This window comes from Vibrio alginolyticus NBRC 15630 = ATCC 17749, from assembly GCF_000354175.2.
GTDB classification, from domain to species: domain Bacteria; phylum Pseudomonadota; class Gammaproteobacteria; order Enterobacterales; family Vibrionaceae; genus Vibrio; species Vibrio alginolyticus.
Window position 1 is genome coordinate 461750 of sequence record NC_022349.1, and the last position, 15998, is coordinate 477747.

Genomic DNA, 15998 nt, shown 5'->3' on the forward strand with positions numbered 1-15998 from the left:
TCACTTATTCCGTTCAAATAGTACCGAATTTGACGTTTATGTACAGGATGAATGTATCACCGTGAGTCTGAATTCACTGGATTCTTGGTCAAGCGCTGTATTGGCTGTGAGCTAATGCGCCTTATGTATCGCTATTTTGTACTAAGAAAATTTTTCCAATTGTTTTTGATACTTTTTCTCGAGAGCTTCATTGCCTGCCGCACGTTCAAGTTGAATCATGAGTTGCAAAGAGGGCTTCTTCACGCCATACATTTGATTGAATCTCATTAATCGAATTCTAGCTTCAGTATAATCACCGCTATCAATTTCTATTTTAGCGAGTTGCAAAATCGATTTTGGTCTATGAGGGTCATGATCGATAGCTCTAGTAAAGTAGTATCTCGCTTTGTCTTTATCTTGTGATTTTAGCGCACAAAAAGCTGCATTCTCATAGCTTGCTGGAATAAGGTAGTAATAAGGCTGCTCAATGGCTCGATTAAACATCTGATCGGCTTTTTCGAAGTCACCTCGCTTGCAAAGAAAAGTACCGTAGTTATTGAGCACATTTCCGTTTTTAGTGTGTTGGCGTAGAGAGCGTTTATACATCTGTTCGGCTTTAATATCTTCACCAACCGTTTCGTAGTAGTGAGCCATAGATAATTGCGCGCGATAGTATTGAGGTGCGTGGTTTAAGGCTTGTTGTAAGTTATCATGCGCGCGAATCATGTTACCGCCGTCTAAATAACCTAAGCCAAGTGCGATACGTGATTCTGCCATTGCCACAGGATCGGCTTTAACGACAGGGCTTCCATCTTCTTTCACCGTCACGCAACCCACGAGTGCAAACTGAGACAATAATATTAGTGCACCGAGCTTTGCTGTTTTCATTCTTTATCCCTACATCCCTGAATCTTTCTGCATGATATGAATTACTTAGCAAAAACCTATTGAGGAAAAAACACTATGCGATCAGGTTTGCAAACTGTTATGAAAAAGCCGCCATATGGCGGCTTGGTTCACATATTACATTTCGGTAATGATGAGTGCTTTGTTTGCTTATTTTGAAGCTAATCGTCTTTAGTGAAAGCATCTTCACTGAAGTGATCGAGATCGTACGGTGTTTGCTGATAAACACAGTAGTTCAGCCAGTTTAAAAAGAGGAGGTGTCCATGGCTTCTCCAGCTTGCAATTGGTGGGTTATCTGGGTTGTTGTTTGGGTAATAGTTGACAGGAATAGCGGGCTCCATACCTTCGCTTAAATCTCGGATATATTCATTATGTAAGGTGTGAGAATCATACTCAGGGTGTCCTGTGACAAAGACATTGCGTTTGTCTTTTGTGGTGGCCAAGTACACACCTGCGACATCCGATGTCGCTAAAATGTCTAAGTCAGTATGCTCTTCTAGAAAGTGAGGCGAAAAATCTGCGTAACGCGAGTGAGGAGCCAAAAACGTGTCATCAAATCCGCGTAAGATAGGGTGAAACTGATGATGGATTTGATGATGATACACGCCTGAAAGTTTTTCTTTACGCGTTTTTTTAGGTAGATCGTAGAGTAGCTTTAACCCTGCTTGCGCAGCCCAGCAAACATAAAGAGTGGATGTCACATGATCTTTTGCCCACTCCATGATGGTTTTGAGATGATCCCAATAAATGACATCTTCAAATTGCACCAAACCTAATGGAGCCCCAGTAATGATCATGCCATCGAAGTTTTTATCTCGCACCATTTCAAATTGGCGATAAAACGTGTCTAAATGTTCAGTTGGCGTATTTTTACTCGGGCGGTTATCAATGCGCAGTAATTCGACGTTAACCTGTAGTGGGCTGTTTGAGAGTAGACGCAGAAACTGAGTTTCAGTCTCTATTTTTTTTGGCATCAGATTAAGGATCAGCACTCTTAAAGGACGTATTTCCTGACTCGCTGCACGCGTTTCACTCATCACGAAGATGTTTTCTGTCCTTAATACATCGGTAGCTGGTAATTGATCTGGAATTCTAATTGGCACGACTTTCTCTCCCTAAGTATAGTCAATCTAGACGTCTATACTTCTAAAGCTAACTTAATTAAGTTTAGATGTCGATACGAAATCCGACTTTTCAATCTACTCTTTACATTATGGTAAACCGTACTCGGGGTTGTCACACAATTGTGACTAAAGCAGAGTTTCTGATGAGATAGGTTTGAAACGCAGTGTGTACTATTTGCTGGTAATTATGCGATCACGTTAATATGTGAAGGTGACTTCGTAGTAAGGAAGTCTCAAATTAATGAGCCATACTAAAAACAATCAGCTCACCATTTTGCATTAATGTGCATGTTTGGAAACATCGTCAGTGGAGGACATTATGTTCGGTATTTTCAAGAGAAAGACAAAGATTCAGAGCATCGCTCAAGAAGTTCCTTGCGTGCTACTGCATTCGTTTGGTGATAAAGGCATTTATACGCCGGAAGAGATTGATCAAGCTCTTCAAAAGCTGGGTTATGATAAGAGCAAGGATATCAGTCATTATCAGTATGCGTATGGAATGTTTGCCGATGAAGCCTCTTACGAGCTCCTAGAACTAACGGATGAGCTAGGTAATTATGGTCATTTCCAACGTGAAGTAGGTAAGATGCTACTCAATACACCTGAGCCGATTGATATGCATATCTACTTTGAAATTTCTCGTCAGCACCAAAACGTCAGCCTTTCACCTGGTCATCAAAAAGTAAGCGAAAGTGATGGTGTGTAAACATCGTTAGTGGTATTCCATCGTGAGATGAGTTGGGTATAATGCGCGGCCTAATTATCCGGACATGTTGTCGGTTACATTTCTGTTGAGCGTTAATGCCTTATGTTCAAAATGCTTGTCTCTATGCCACCAATGTTGGCGCTGTCGATAGCGATTGTATGTGAAGTGATTGCCACTTCTTATATTCCCAAAACAGAGCAATTTACGAAAGTAATGCCGAGCACAGTCGTTTTGATTGGTTACGGCATCGCTTTCTTCTTGCTTTCCGTCACAGTGCAAACAATGCCTGTCGGGGTTGTTTATGCCATATGGAGTGGTGCTGGGATCGTTTTGGTTGCGACGGTTGGTTACTTTGTTTACGGACAGCGTCTAGACTTACCAGCCCTAGTTGGTATTGGGTTTATCATCGCAGGTGTGTTGATCGTAAATTTATTATCCAAAACAGTAGGGCACGAATAACGCCACTCTACTTGTTAAGTGAATAAGAAGCCGCAGCGAGAAATTGCTGCGGCTTTTTAGTACAAATTCAATCGCTAATGGCGAGTATTGATATGACGTCTTATTGTTGTATTCATAACGGTCGCATTATGTGATTGAAAAATAGACATTATTTAGCGCATTGAAAATACAAAGTTATGTTTCTTCAAACTTTAGGAAAGGGCAGTAGATAAATCACTCCGATAGATGTTAACGTGGCGACTCATCTTTACTGCTTTTTCATTCCCTACATATTTCTGCAAAGTTCTTATTGTGTAGTGTGTCGAAGAACCATAGAATCCGCGCGCTTTAATTTATGTTATTAGCGTTATCAATGATAAAAGTGCAGTCCATTATCATTGTTTTTATCACTTATAGATGGGCACATCTGACAATACTTACATGAACAAATACAAAAAGCCTGCTTTCAAGGCCGAATTTCTTTTGCCTCGTTACTGGGGAACGTTAATTATCATTAGCGTGATGTACTTACTTAGCCTCCTTCCTTTTAAAGTTCAACTAGCTTTGGGACGCAACATTGGTCGTTTAGCTATGCGACTCATGAGAAAACGTCAAGTTACGATCAGACGCAATCTTGAGCTTTGCTTCCCTCATATGGAAAAATGCCAACGCGAAGCAATTCTAAAAGACAACATCGACAATACTGGCATCGCACTTTTTGAGACCGCAATGGCATGGTTTTGGTCAGATAAACGGGTAAACAAACACGTCACGATAAAAGGCATGGAGCATCTAGAGGCTTTAGAGAAGTCAGGCAAAGGTGCATTAATGTTGGCCGTACACTCAATGAATCTAGAGTTAGGTGCTCGAGCTTTTGGCATTAAAAAGTCTGGAACCGGTGTTTATCGCCCAAACAATAATCCGTGCTTTGATTATTTTCAGTATAAGGGACGCTCTCGCTCTAATCGTACACTGATTGATCGTAAAAACGTCAAAGCCATGCTTGAATCACTTAAAACGGGTGAGCGGGTTTGGTATGCACCGGACCACGATTATGGTAACCGACGCTCGACATTTGCACCGTTATTTGCCGTTAAAAATGCTTGTACTACGACAGGTACAAGTTTGTTGGTTGATTCTACAGATTGCGCCATTGTGCCTTTTACGATGGTAAGAGGAAAAGACGGACACTATACCCTAACCATTAGTGCGCCCGTCGAAGGTTTCCCGAAAGAGGATCATCAACGCGCCGCCGCATTCGTGAATCAAATAGTTGAAACATCAATCATGGCAAGTCCGAGCCAGTATATGTGGCTTCATCGTCGGTTTAAAACTAGACCAGAGGGTGAGGACTGTTTGTACAAGCCTAGGCTCATCCCTAGCTTGGCATAACACATAGATAGCCTACAAAAAGCCCAAGGAACATACGAACCTTGGGCTTTTACTTTCTATTCTTTTCGCTTTATAAGTAGCGATCTTTTAGGTGAGCTTGAAAGTGTTTAGCATTCAGTGTTTCACCCGTGGCTTGTTTTACCAACTCATCAGTGGTGAATAAGCTCCCTTTACTCCAGATGTTTTCCGAGAGCCAATTGAATATCGGAGCTAAGTCGCCAGAACGAATAACCGCATCTACATCGACGGTTTGTTTCATTGCTGCCATAAATTGTGCAGCGTACATCGCACCGAGCGTGTAGGACGGGAAATAGCCAAAACTTCCGTCTGTCCAATGGATATCTTGCATACAGCCATTTTTGAAGTTTCCTTCGGTTGATAGCCCCAAGTACGCTTTCATCTTTTCGTTCCAGAGTTCTGGTACATCTGTATGTTTGATGACGCCGTTCATGAGATCTCGCTCAATTTCATATCGAAGAATAACGTGAGCAGGATATGTAAGTTCGTCAGCATCTACGCGAATAAAGCCTTTTTCTACGCGAGTGTAAATTTTGGCTAAATTGTCTTTTTCGAATTCACTACCAGAAAAATGGTTAGAAGCCAGTCGAGCGAGGTGATCGATAAACGCGCTGCTTCGTCCTATTTGCATTTCAAAGAAGAGTGATTGTGATTCATGAATACCCATAGAGCGAGCTTCTCCCGCGGGTGTTCCTGATAAATCTTTTGGTAGCCCTTGCTCGTATCGAGCATGGCCAGTTTCGTGGACAATCCCCATCAATGATTGGACAAACTCGTTTTCATTATAACGTGTCGTAATACGTACATCTGTCGGTACACCGCCACAAAATGGGTGGGTACTCTCATCAAGTCGACCGTGTTCAAAATCGAATTGAAGTAGCTTCATGACTTCCAAACCGAGCGCTTTTTGCTTTTCCGCAGGGTAGTGTGCAGTTGGCAATAAGATGTTGTCTGATTGTTGTTTTTCAAGCGCTTCATCGATCAAAGTAGGAAGCCAGGTTTTCACGTCAGCAAAAAGAATGTCTAACGACGCAGACGTTGTGCCAGGTTCATAAACATCGAGCATGGCATCATAAGGAGTCGTGCCATTTGCTTCGGCTCTAATTTGCGCTTCTTCCTGCGATAGCTTTACTACTTCAGCCCAGTTCTTTTCAAAACCAGCCCAGTCATTTTCTCCACGTTGTGTACGCCATGCATGTTCACATTTGGAGCCAGCAAGAGATTGAGCTTGAACTAATGATTCTGGTAGTAAGTTAGCTTGCTGCCACCCACGCTTCATTTCTCTTAGGATAGATTTTTCTTTTGTAGACAGCGTGTCTTCTTCTGCCTGAGCGAAAAGCTCTCCCAAGTGCGGTTGAGTCATTAAAGAATGGATATGTACATCAAGCTCTGCCGTGGCATTCGAGCGTGCTTCAGCGCCACCAGGTGGCATGACCGCCGCTTGATCCCAATCTATGATGGCAGATAGATGCTCAAAATTTGCCACTTTTTTGGAATGTTCAACGAGTTTTGTAAATGCGTTCATGTGACTACTCTTATTCTTTTGTTCTTTCCCTAAACACCCGATAACGGGTCCTTCATATGGTGTTGCACTAAGCAACCTGCGTTAATTTACTAATAATTAACAATTAACTCCAACCCATTGTCCATAAACTCACCCAGTTGTATAGCTCTCTTAAAAAAGAAGCTTGCGAATCTTGTGGATTGGCGGTATTGATGAAGGATTGACAATTAATTATCACGATAATATGGATATTTTGAATTTCGAGGCATTTATTATTGCCATTACGATTTTAACGTTAACGCCAGGTTTAGATACTGCACTTGTTATCCGTAACACTAGCCGCTCGGGCCTAAAAGATGGATGTACAACCAGTCTAGGGATTTGCTTTGGCTTATTCGTACATGCTTTTTTTTCTGCGGTTGGTATCTCGGCGATTCTTGCGCAATCAGCAGAGTTGTTCCAAATCGTAAAAATGATTGGCGCAGCTTATCTTATCTGGCTTGGTTTGAGCAGTTTAAAAGCGCTAATGTCGTCGAAAGATGGATTGACCGTGACCGAGCAGATTCACGAAGTGTTTAATGGTAAGCGCTCTTTTAGAGAGGGCTTTCTTTCTAACGTCTTGAACCCGAAAACGGCGGTCTTCTATTTGGCTTTCTTACCACAGTTTGTGAATCCAGAAGGTTCACCCTTGCTTCAATCAATGATGATGGCATCTGTACACTTTGCTATTGCGATGGTTTGGCAGTGTGGTTTAGCTGGCGCGCTTAACTCGGCTAAAAATCTACTAAAGAATGCAAGCTTTATGAAGTGGATGGAAGGCGCGACGGGCGCAGTATTAGTCGCACTTGGTGTGAAGTTATTAATTGAAAAACCCGTTTAATGCGTAATATTTATCGATTGTTGATACTACTCGCTGTATTTATTGTGGGGATAGGTGCCGCTGTTGCTTGGCATACGTGGCCACAAGTACAGTTTGCGCAACGCGGCATGATCTGGTCTTGGCACTGGGGCTACTTCGAGCCTTTTGCTAATGGAATACAACAAACGCGAACTCAAGACACTAAACAGTTATTGCTCAGGCGTGTGTATTTGCATGACGCTATTGTCGTTTTTGTTTCGACAACTATGGACAATAAATTTGAGGTCGACGTTGTAAAAGAGCAAACCTGTGAACCTAAAACGACGACTTGGGCTTCGGTCTCTGTCAATCATCAACGTGTCAGGCATGTACCTATGGTGTGCGATGCGTTTGGGCAAGGCTACTTTTATCGCTACATCGGGAAACATCTGGAATCGATTGAGGTTGGTGTCGGCGACTCGTTTGTAACAGAAGCATTTTTAGACTGGCCGCTATCAGAGTTGAAAGCGGATCAATTCAAGCAAAAAAATGCGAAGTTTTTTGAAGAACGTGGAGAAAACGTTGAGCATCAATGGTTGAGAGATTAACCATTTAACCGAAGATAAATAAAGCCCGCTAAATAATAGCGGGCTTTATGTTTTTACCATTTCTAATGTGCTTTGCTCTCCGTTACTGGTAGTTTGTGACCGAACAGCTGTCATTTCACTAAGCTTTCACTGCTTCAACTTCACCTGATTGCGATGTTGAGCTAAAGAACAGTTTGGTTTCTGCCAGTACGACGTGACGCAGTGCGATCAAACCAATCAGGTTAGGAATTGCCATCAGACCGTTTACGATATCAGCCAGTAGCCAAATCATATCGAGGTGAAGGAATGCACCAGATGCCACCAAGCCAACGAAAATCAGTTTGTATGGAAGCACAGCTTTAGTTCCGAACAGGAACACAACGCAACGCTCACCGTAGTAGTTCCAACCAAGAATGGTGGTAAAAGCGAAGAACATCAAACCGATTGAGACGAGCATAGGGCCAAATGTATCTGCATTTAAACCCACCGCAAAAGCATGAGTCGTCATCGCGGCGCCTGCTAGGTCACTTTGCCATGCACCGGTCAGGATTAGAGCAAGGCCTGTCATGGTACAAATAATGATGGTATCGAAAAAGGTACCCGTCATTGAAATTAGGCCTTGTTTAACACAAGAGTCTGTCTTCGCTGCTGCTGCTGCCATAGGCGCGCTACCCAAACCTGATTCATTTGAGAACACACCGCGAGCGATACCTGATTGGATTGCCAACATGATGCTTGCACCTAGAAAACCACCAGTCGCTGCTGTTGATGTAAAGGCTGAAACCAGCACTAATTCAACGGCATTGAACAATTGGTCTGCATTCATGATGATCACGCTTAAACACGCCAACACATAAAATACAGCCATGGTAGGAACCACTTTTCCTGCAACGTTAGCAATGGATTTGATGCCACCCAAAGTTACGAAAGCAACCAAAAGAGTTAGTACAAAGGCAGATAGCTCACGGTTAATACCAAGAGATATCTCACTTGCATCCAGAATCGCGTTTACTTGTGGAAACGTACCGATACCAAAACAAGCAACACCTAAAGCAAACACTGCAAACATGATCGCGAGAGCTTTTGAGCCAACACCGTATTGCAAGTAATACATTGGGCCACCAATCATTTGGTCTTTATCATCGACTCTTCGGTACTTAACCGCCAACAAACATTCGGCGTATTTAGTCGCCATTCCGAAAAGGGCAGCGAGCCACATCCAGAATAGAGCGCCTGGTCCACCGAGTTTGATTGCTGTGGCAACACCAACAATGTTACCAGTACCAATTGTTGCTGAGAGTGCAGTACAAAGAGCTGCAAAGCTAGAAACGTCACCTTGAGTATTAGATGACTTATCTTTACTGAATACCATCGCTAGCGCTGTTGGGAGGTGTTTAAACTGGATCAAGCCAAGGCTAAAAGTGAAGTAAACACCTGTACCCACTAGCAAAATAAGCAGCGGTGGACCCCAGACAAAATTATCGATGGTTTGTAGTAAAGATTGTAGGTTGTTCATGATTTCCCCTTAATAAAACAACTAATAAGGAGAAGAGGGAAAGGACGAGATCAACGATCTCTAAAAGAACTAAGCTATTGGCTGTAGGCGGGAAGGCCAAGCAAAATAGTTAGGTTGTAACTTTCCACTCCTCTGTCCTTTTGCCTGAGAGTTTCACCTTGCGTGAGTGCAAGACTTGCTCCTTCGGCGACCGATTTAACGGTTCTCTCCAGAGGTTCCTCCAACTACAGTCCCCGCTACCTAGGTAGCACCTGAAATAGTTAATTCTTCGGCGAGTTATGCTAATCAAATGTTAAAATTTGATTAATAACCACTCTCCTGCAGTCTTCATCGGAACAATTACTCAATTAAATGAGTAAAGGTTAGTTAATGATGCTGGTCATCATTAACGTGTGAACTCTATCATGTTTTTGGTCCATTTCAACACCCTATGTCAATTTATTTTCAATGAAATAACCTTATCTATTTTCATGAAGGTATGTTTGCCAATCTTTTTGTGCGAGTCACGGCATAAATAAAATTTATTGGGTTAGGGAATGGAACCCAAAAACACTTCAGAACGATAAATGTGTTTCGATCGTTACGACATAAGTTATTCAATTAAGGACACAAAATTGATTAAAATCGGAGCACTTATTTTAAAATCTACGCTAAGTTGACCTTATGGTACGTATAAATGGGTTACAATGAATCTTTGTGAAACAGTCTACGGACCTAGGCAGTTTTTCATGAGTGGACAAGGAGGCGGTATGACCAGATTATTAGCCATTGCGGTGTTGATTGCAGTAGCATTTGTGCTGTTTCGTTATCGAACCAATGAAAAAGTCCAAAAAGCGACCGTTATAACATTAATTGGCGCATTTCTGATTTATACAGCATCAATTATGTTTGCGGAATTGATCCGCTAGCAAAGTAAAAGAGTCCTTGGAGTAGTATACGGTGAGTTCTCAGAACAAAATGGAAGAGCAAGACGACGTAGTTGTCATTGAAGAGCGTGACAAACGTACGCATATCTATATCGCAATCGCTGCGGTGTTAGGCTTGGCATTTGGTGGCCTTGTTGGATCGGTTGTCACTGCGAACAAGTGGGAATCGACTTACCACGTATTAGAAGAAAAGTATCAAGCACTAACGCAAGATAAAACCCAGTTGGCATCTCAAGTAAAAGTGCGTGAAGAGGCGCTCGACCAAGAAATACAAAACCAAGTTAGTGAGTTACTCGCCGCGAAAGATGAAGCTCATCAGAAAGCACTTAAGAAGTTGCAAAAGCAATTGACTGAGGTCGAGAAGGTTAACTTGTCACTAGAGTCTCAATTGAAGCAGCAGGCAGATAAGATCAACACGACGAAGTCAGAAAATGAGAAGTTGAGTCGTCAAGCGGATATGCAAGCGACTATGTTTGAGCGGTCCCGCGAAGTATTCCAGAAAGAGCTAAAAATTTCGCAAGAATTAGAGTCTCTCGAGAAAGAACGGTCAAAATTATTACCTAAGATTGAGAAACTCAAGAAAGAGTGTGACGTATTTTTAGAAGGCAAATCTTGGGACGTGAAGTCGGACGCGTGTGATAAACATGACGAAGCTAATTCACGACTAAGTCAGGTCGATCAAATGATTGAAGTCTATAAAATGGACCTCAAACAAATCAAAGCAATAACGGAAGATATCGGCCTTTAAGTCTTTTGTATCCGATTTTTGAAAAGCAAAAGGAGCTCTTTAAGAGCTCCTTTTTCTTTGTTAGCTATGACTTTAAGGCTGCTCGTATATTAGATTCGTGAGGCGTCATAGCCTGAGGCGAGCAGGAGCTCTCGTTCGTGTTTAATCAGCTGAGCTCGATCTTCAATTAGTTCATTGAGTGCTTGAGATGGCTTACCTGCTAATGCTTTGAACGAATCAAAAGATTCCGCGGTGTCGATTTTATCAATCATCTGACTGATGACATTACGAGCCTCACACGGGTTACTCGTCGTTGTAAAGTATTCTACTTGCTTTGCTGCCGATTTCATCTCAGTTAATAGCTCAAGCGGGCTACTTTCTTTGGCTACTGCCATGTAGTTATCCAGCACGCGCTTTGCATAAAGCAGTTCTTTGAGGGGGATATCTCTTCCGCTCTCGATTAGGGATTCGCTAAGGATCATACTTGAGATCATGGGCATTCCTTCTTATTACTACGCCGCTTTTAATGTTTCCTTGAGTCTAATTTATTGAAGTCACATTGGGAATGGGTAAAAAGCATTTTTAACGCATTTTTATTCATTTATGAAAACACGAATGCGATGCTTATCTGGATCGATAGCCATAAAATTTAACCCATACACTGATGTCGCTGGTGGTTGAACAAACTCAACACCTAGGTCTTTCCAGCGCTTGTAAATGCGCTCTAACGTATGCCTGTTGGGCACTGATAAAGACAGCTCGGTGCCACCACCTCTAATTCCGCTGTGGGGTGAAAGATTATCTCTTTGCTTGAGTGTCAACGTTAAGCCTTCGGTCATTGGAATAGCGGCAAAGGTTGGAGACAACTGCGTGACTTTGCGTTCGAACAGTTTCGAATAAAAAACTTGGCTTATGTGGATGTCCTCAACGTAGAGAACGAATGAATTGATAGTCAGCATGGTTTTGTTCCTTAATCAATTAGAAGTAGTAGGGGCAATCTAACGGAAAGGAACGACAGGAGTTGTCAGTAGAACATTCTCGAAGGTAAGTGACAGAATAAGAAAAAGGAGCCGTTTAGCTCCTTTTTATCAGCGGAATCATTGGTATTAATGAGTGTGTTTGGAAGAATACCAGTTGTTTTGATACGCTTTAGATGCAAATAATGCGTTTGCTTTTGCACGCTCGATAATAGACTCGTCCACCTCTAGCGGCTTCATGGTTTGGTCTTTAAAGTCGTACGCCAGGGTCGATATCTTTTCACCAGGGGAAAGCACAACGAGATTGTCGCGCGTTAAATAACCAAAGTTTTTGTCGTATTGCATCATTGCGCGTTCATCTTCGCGAGCCAGTGGCTTCGTTAAATCACGACCAATCATCGGTGTTTTAGCATCTACCCCAATCAGAGATAACAGTGTAGGCGGCATGTCTATGTTGTTTGCTATGCGGTCATCTTTACGTGGTTGAATGCCTTTACCAAGGATCAATGCTGGAATGTGAAAGTGCTTAACTGGAACAAGGTTAGCGCCAGAAACACGTGCATCATGATCTGCAATTACAATGAAAATGGTATCATCCCAATAAGATGACTTTTTCGCCTTTTCAAAGAAAGTACCCAAAGCGTAATCGGAATATTTAACGGCGTTCTTACGCGTCATATATTCTGAATCGTATGGCTCAATTTTGCCTTTTGGATACTCATAAGGGCTATGATTACTTGACGTAAAAACTAAGCTAAAAAAAGGTTTGTCGCTTTTTGAAAGGCGTTCAAACTCTTCGTTTGCTTTGTTATATAGATCTTCATCACTAACACCCCAAGAGCCAACAAAGCTTGGGTTGTTATAATCGTCTTCTTCTACTATTTGATCAAAACCGTTACCAAAGAAGAAAGTTTTCATGTTGTCAAAGTTGGCTTCACCGCCGTAAATAAATTGCGTGTGATAGCCTTGAGCTTTCAGTAAGTCCGCGATGGTAAAGAAACCCGTTTGGCTTTTACTCAGCTTCACTACCGCGCGAGACGGAGATGGAGGAAAGCCCGTGGTTACGGCTTCAATTCCACGAACAGAACGAGTACCAGTGGCGTACATTTGTGTGAACTGCCAACCTTCCTTCATGAGTTCATCAAGGTTTGGTGTTAGAGGTAAACCACCCAAAGCACCGACAAATTGGGCGCCTAAGCTTTCTTGTAGCAAAATCACTAAGTTTTTATGTTTACCCTGGTAAGTCGCGGGGTTACTGTTCATGGTTGGGAGTAATGAAGGGGTGAAGTCGGACTTTGTTGATGAAGTGCGAACTAATTCCAACATCTTTTGAGTGTCCATTTTTCCGTAGAACTGCTCAGCACTCTTTTCTGACTTCATGCTATTAACCGCAAACAACAATGAGTAAGATGAGTTCAGTGCTAAGTCGTTAAGCAGTGGATCGTTAGAAAAGGCGACCATAGCAGGATTTAGCGGGCGGTGCCCTAAAGATGAGCGAGCACCTGCAACCCCAAAAAGAACAACGAAAAGTGCCAATAGTGGTCGCCATTTCCAGTTGACCTGCTGCGCCTTATCGGTCAGTTTCTTACTCCACTTCCAACCTAAAGTGATGGTTAAAACTGTACCTAACGCACCAATAAACAGTTCTAATTTGTAGCCAGTCCAGAGCATACTCAAGACTTCTTTTGGGTAGATTAAGTATTCCACAAACAGGCGGTTTGGACGTAGGTCGTATTCCTGAATGAATGGCGCTGTTGCTAGCTCCATGTATACAAGCACCCAAAGCCCTAAAACCATCCATATGCGTAATATTCGCTTCCAACACTCTCCCATCTTACCGGTTAATGGCATGAAGGTTGAAAACAGTGCTGGAAGAATAAATAACCAGCAAAGCGTTGCAATATCTACGCGCAAACCTTGACCTAGGATGTAAATTAAGTCGTTTAGAGAGTCAATACGGTCAATCTGCCAAAAAGCTAGCAAAACTCTTGAGATAGACAGAAATAGAAGCGAAAACAAAGAAAAGGCAGCAATTGGCTGCAAAGGCCCCCACACAGAGCTCTTTGATAAGTTTTTCATATTTATTCGAATAGTTTAATTGTTATGTTGTGTTGTTTTTAGCAAAGCAAGCGTGAAATAAACGTGAATTATAATGTGGGTTTATGGTCGAGTAGTGTAAGTGTTGGTATGTCTATGTAAGGGGGAGGGGCGTTTGTGTAAAAAAAGAGCCAGTTGATAACACCAACTGGCTCTAGAGGTTGATAAAGGCATGATTACATTGCGGCTTTCTTCGCTTCTTCGACCCATGCGTCGAACTTTTTCTGGTTCGCTTTGATCCAACCATTTACATGAGACTCGATGTCCGCTGAGCTGTTCTTACCTTGGCTCATCATCATATTCTGAGCACTAACATCATTGATATTTAGTTTGATGATTTCAAATAGCTTCGCAGCAGCAGGGTTTTTTTCCGTAAACTCTTTATTGGCAACGATGCGCATAGAGTTCATCTCGAAGCCGTAGTTCTTACCGTTCTCTAGTGTCGTATCAATGTCCTTACGCTCACCAGGAAGTGAAGAGAATGGCACTTCTAACCACACAACATCTTTCCCTGGAACTAAAACGCCACTTACCCAGTACGGTGTCCAAGTGTAGTAAAGAATCGGATCGCCTTTTTTGTAACGTGAGATCGTATCAGCGATAATCGCCGCGTAGTTACCTTGGTTGTGTGTTACTGTGCCACGAAGTTTGAAAGCATCCAACTGATGCTCAACAACCATTTCACACCCCCAACCTGGGTTACAACCAGTTAAGTCCGCTTTGCCATCGCCGTTTGCATCGAATAGCTTCGCCAATTTTGGATCTTTTAACTGACCAATGTTAGTGATGTTATATTTTTCCGCGGTTTTCTTATCGATCAAATAACCTTGCGCAGCACCACTTACGTATTGGCCTTTACGGAAGAACTTATCATCACCGCCCGACATCGTGTACTTATCGGCGTGAAGAGGGAACCAACCAACCGCTAAGAAAGTAGCATCACCTTTAGCAATAGAGGTGTAGCCTACGTTGTAGTCCACTTCTTTGGTCGGTTTAACATCGTAACCAAGCTCTTCAAGTGCGCGGTTTACGATCAACGTTTGAAATGTTTCTTCTGCAACGGTTGATTGAACAGGCTGAACAGTGACACCTTCACCCGGTAGTTCACTTGCCACACCATAAGTTGAAAATGCGATAGTACTTAGAGCTCCAACAGAGAGCGCTTTCTTCCATGAATTATTCATTGATGTTTCTCCTAAGTTTTAGATCGTCTTGGTTCGTCTTTGTTTTCAGTTTTAATAGGTATGAAACAGGACCTGTGTGATACCAGCGAAGTTTAGTGTTGCCCGCATTAACCCCTAACACCTGGGTGATACGGTCTAACAAAATCGCAAGAATAACGATGCCTAAGCCACCAACGGCAGCAAGACCCATATCAAGTCGGCCAATACCACGAAGTACCATTTGGCCTAAGCCGCCAACAGCAATCATTGAAGCAATCACTACCATAGAAAGTGACAGCATTAAGGTTTGGTTTACACCTGCCATGATAGTTGGTAACGCCAACGGTAACTGGATGCGATAAAGCATCTGTTTTTTGTTTGCCCCGAAAGAGTGGCCAGCTTCGATAAGCTCTTCAGGTACTTGCTGAATACCCAAAATAGTCAGGCGCACAACGGGAGGCAGGGCGAAAATGATCGTTACTACTACGCCAGGAACGTTACCAATACCAAACAACATAACAATTGGTACAAGGTAAACGAACGCGGGAGTCGTTTGCATTGCATCTAATATTGGCCTAACAAATTTGGCAGCGGTTTGGCTCCTTGCCAACCATATCCCCATTGGTAGCCCTATAAGCAAACAGAAGAAAACGGCGGTTAACACCAGTGCTAGCGTTGTCATCGCTTGTGACCACGCACCAATTAGGCCGATGAAAACAAGGGATACAAGAGTAGAAAAACCAAGTTTTACATTGGAAAACTGCCACGCTAGCAAAAATAAAATGAGTACCATTATAGGCGCAGGTGTAGACACCAAAGCAGTTTCAAACGACGTTAGAATAAAGTCGATTGGAACTCGTATTGCTTGGAAAACAGGTCGACCATGTTCCACCAGCCAGTTCAAACCGGACTCTACCCAGCTATCGAGGGGTAAAACCGCATCTTGGAATGGGTTCATAATATCGAATGGCGCTTGCTCTACAGTTTCTGAGTTGAGCCAATCATTACTTGGCGCGGCCTCTGTACCTTGCGACCAAGGATCATCTTGCGTAGGAGCAGTATTTGACCAGGGATCATTGTTAGTTTGCTCTGAAGACATC

The 15998-nt window shown here is 42.6% G+C and carries 16 protein-coding genes and 1 riboswitch; of the genes, 7 read left to right on the forward strand and 9 right to left on the reverse strand.

Annotated features, from left to right (window positions below; genetic code table 11):
- Positions 1-141 precede the first annotated feature (141 nt).
- Both pilW and metA read right to left on the reverse strand, forming a co-directional pair.
- Positions 142-867 (reverse strand): type IV pilus biogenesis/stability protein PilW, encoded by a 726-nt coding sequence (pilW, locus tag N646_RS02040; protein WP_017820928.1) that lies wholly within the window; start codon positions 865-867, stop codon positions 142-144.
- 179 nt (positions 868-1046) lie between these two features.
- Positions 1047-1988, reverse strand: coding sequence for a homoserine O-acetyltransferase MetA (gene metA / locus N646_RS02045; protein ID WP_005377792.1), 942 nt, complete (start codon positions 1986-1988; stop codon positions 1047-1049).
- 340 nt (positions 1989-2328) lie between these two features.
- Here metA and N646_RS02050 point away from each other — a divergent pair, with 340 nt between their 5' ends.
- The 3 genes from N646_RS02050 to N646_RS02060 all read left to right on the forward strand — a co-directional run bounded on the left by N646_RS02050 (position 2329) and on the right by N646_RS02060 (position 4545).
- The gene (locus N646_RS02050) at positions 2329-2715 is read left to right on the forward strand and encodes a hypothetical protein (protein ID WP_017820929.1); all 387 of its coding nucleotides are present in this window, start codon (positions 2329-2331) and stop codon (positions 2713-2715) included.
- Positions 2716-2838: 123 nt separating this feature from the next.
- Complete coding sequence (locus N646_RS02055; RefSeq protein ID WP_069593657.1) at positions 2839-3174, forward strand: DMT family transporter; 336 nt, start codon at positions 2839-2841, stop codon at positions 3172-3174.
- A gap of 420 nt (positions 3175-3594) precedes the next feature.
- Complete coding sequence (locus N646_RS02060) at positions 3595-4545, forward strand: LpxL/LpxP family Kdo(2)-lipid IV(A) lauroyl/palmitoleoyl acyltransferase (RefSeq protein ID WP_031777194.1); 951 nt, start codon at positions 3595-3597, stop codon at positions 4543-4545.
- A 70-nt stretch (positions 4546-4615) separates the two neighbouring features.
- Here the strand turns inward: N646_RS02060 and N646_RS02065 are convergent, their stop codons facing one another.
- The gene (locus N646_RS02065; RefSeq protein ID WP_017820931.1) at positions 4616-6088 is read right to left on the reverse strand and encodes a carboxypeptidase M32; all 1473 of its coding nucleotides are present in this window, start codon (positions 6086-6088) and stop codon (positions 4616-4618) included.
- Positions 6089-6311: 223 nt separating this feature from the next.
- Here N646_RS02065 and N646_RS02070 point away from each other — a divergent pair, with 223 nt between their 5' ends.
- Both N646_RS02070 and N646_RS02075 read left to right on the forward strand, forming a co-directional pair.
- Positions 6312-6947, forward strand: coding sequence for a LysE family translocator (locus N646_RS02070; protein WP_017820932.1), 636 nt, complete (start codon positions 6312-6314; stop codon positions 6945-6947).
- On the forward strand, positions 6947-7513 hold the full coding sequence (locus N646_RS02075) for a hypothetical protein (protein WP_005385713.1): 567 nt from the start codon (positions 6947-6949) through the stop codon (positions 7511-7513). Before N646_RS02070 ends, N646_RS02075 begins: the two co-directional genes overlap by 1 nt.
- A 118-nt stretch (positions 7514-7631) precedes the next feature.
- Here N646_RS02075 and N646_RS02080 read toward each other — a convergent pair whose 3' ends face one another.
- On the reverse strand, positions 7632-9008 hold the full coding sequence (locus tag N646_RS02080) for an alanine/glycine:cation symporter family protein (RefSeq protein WP_017820933.1): 1377 nt from the start codon (positions 9006-9008) through the stop codon (positions 7632-7634).
- A gap of 122 nt (positions 9009-9130) precedes the next feature.
- A riboswitch (glycine riboswitch) is annotated at positions 9131-9230 on the reverse strand.
- 527 nt (positions 9231-9757) lie between these two features.
- Here N646_RS02080 and N646_RS24750 point away from each other — a divergent pair.
- Positions 9758-9916 carry a hypothetical protein gene (locus tag N646_RS24750; protein WP_005377784.1) on the forward strand — a complete coding sequence of 53 codons (159 nt, stop codon included), beginning with the start codon at positions 9758-9760 and terminating at the stop codon, positions 9914-9916.
- A gap of 31 nt (positions 9917-9947) precedes the next feature.
- The gene (locus N646_RS02090; protein WP_017820934.1) at positions 9948-10682 is read left to right on the forward strand and encodes a chromosome segregation ATPase; all 735 of its coding nucleotides are present in this window, start codon (positions 9948-9950) and stop codon (positions 10680-10682) included.
- An 89-nt stretch (positions 10683-10771) separates the two neighbouring features.
- On the opposite strand, the gene N646_RS02095 is transcribed toward N646_RS02090, so the two are convergent.
- From N646_RS02095 to proW, 5 genes are all read right to left on the reverse strand, one after another.
- Positions 10772-11155, reverse strand: coding sequence for a hypothetical protein (locus tag N646_RS02095; protein ID WP_017820935.1), 384 nt, complete (start codon positions 11153-11155; stop codon positions 10772-10774).
- A gap of 99 nt (positions 11156-11254) precedes the next feature.
- Entirely contained in the window at positions 11255-11620 is a 366-nt protein-coding gene (locus N646_RS02100; RefSeq protein ID WP_017820936.1) for a VOC family protein, read from the reverse strand.
- Positions 11621-11767: 147 nt separating this feature from the next.
- A complete protein-coding gene (locus tag N646_RS02105; RefSeq protein ID WP_005377780.1) occupies positions 11768-13717 on the reverse strand; it encodes an LTA synthase family protein in 1950 nt (649 codons plus the stop codon).
- A 194-nt stretch (positions 13718-13911) separates the two neighbouring features.
- On the reverse strand, positions 13912-14919 hold the full coding sequence (gene proX / locus N646_RS02110; RefSeq protein WP_005377779.1) for a glycine betaine/L-proline ABC transporter substrate-binding protein ProX: 1008 nt from the start codon (positions 14917-14919) through the stop codon (positions 13912-13914).
- A complete protein-coding gene (proW, locus tag N646_RS02115) occupies positions 14912-15997 on the reverse strand; it encodes a glycine betaine/L-proline ABC transporter permease ProW (protein ID WP_017820937.1) in 1086 nt (361 codons plus the stop codon). The genes proX and proW overlap by 8 nt, the downstream gene beginning before the upstream one ends.
- Position 15998 lies beyond the last annotated feature (1 nt).

Bases quoted from the DNA above. Each gene is read 5' to 3' on its own strand.
- N646_RS02065 (WP_017820931.1), bottom strand. From the start codon at position 6,088: ATGAACGCATTTACAAAACTCGTTGAACATTCCAAAAAAGTGGCAAAT.
- N646_RS02075 (WP_005385713.1), top strand. From the start codon at position 6,947: ATGCGTAATATTTATCGATTGTTGATACTACTCGCTGTATTTATTGTG.
- N646_RS02100 (WP_017820936.1), bottom strand. From the start codon at position 11,620: ATGCTGACTATCAATTCATTCGTTCTCTACGTTGAGGACATCCACATA.
- N646_RS02050 (WP_017820929.1), top strand. From the start codon at position 2,329: ATGTTCGGTATTTTCAAGAGAAAGACAAAGATTCAGAGCATCGCTCAA.
- proW (WP_017820937.1), bottom strand. From the start codon at position 15,997: ATGTCTTCAGAGCAAACTAACAATGATCCCTGGTCAAATACTGCTCCT.
- N646_RS02095 (WP_017820935.1), bottom strand. From the start codon at position 11,155: ATGATCTCAAGTATGATCCTTAGCGAATCCCTAATCGAGAGCGGAAGA.
- N646_RS02070 (WP_017820932.1), top strand. From the start codon at position 6,312: ATGGATATTTTGAATTTCGAGGCATTTATTATTGCCATTACGATTTTA.
- proX (WP_005377779.1), bottom strand. From the start codon at position 14,919: ATGAATAATTCATGGAAGAAAGCGCTCTCTGTTGGAGCTCTAAGTACT.
- N646_RS02055 (WP_069593657.1), top strand. From the start codon at position 2,839: ATGCCACCAATGTTGGCGCTGTCGATAGCGATTGTATGTGAAGTGATT.
- N646_RS02080 (WP_017820933.1), bottom strand. From the start codon at position 9,008: ATGAACAACCTACAATCTTTACTACAAACCATCGATAATTTTGTCTGG.
- N646_RS02060 (WP_031777194.1), top strand. From the start codon at position 3,595: ATGAACAAATACAAAAAGCCTGCTTTCAAGGCCGAATTTCTTTTGCCT.
- N646_RS02105 (WP_005377780.1), bottom strand. From the start codon at position 13,717: ATGAAAAACTTATCAAAGAGCTCTGTGTGGGGGCCTTTGCAGCCAATT.
- N646_RS24750 (WP_005377784.1), top strand. From the start codon at position 9,758: ATGACCAGATTATTAGCCATTGCGGTGTTGATTGCAGTAGCATTTGTG.
- pilW (WP_017820928.1), bottom strand. From the start codon at position 867: ATGAAAACAGCAAAGCTCGGTGCACTAATATTATTGTCTCAGTTTGCA.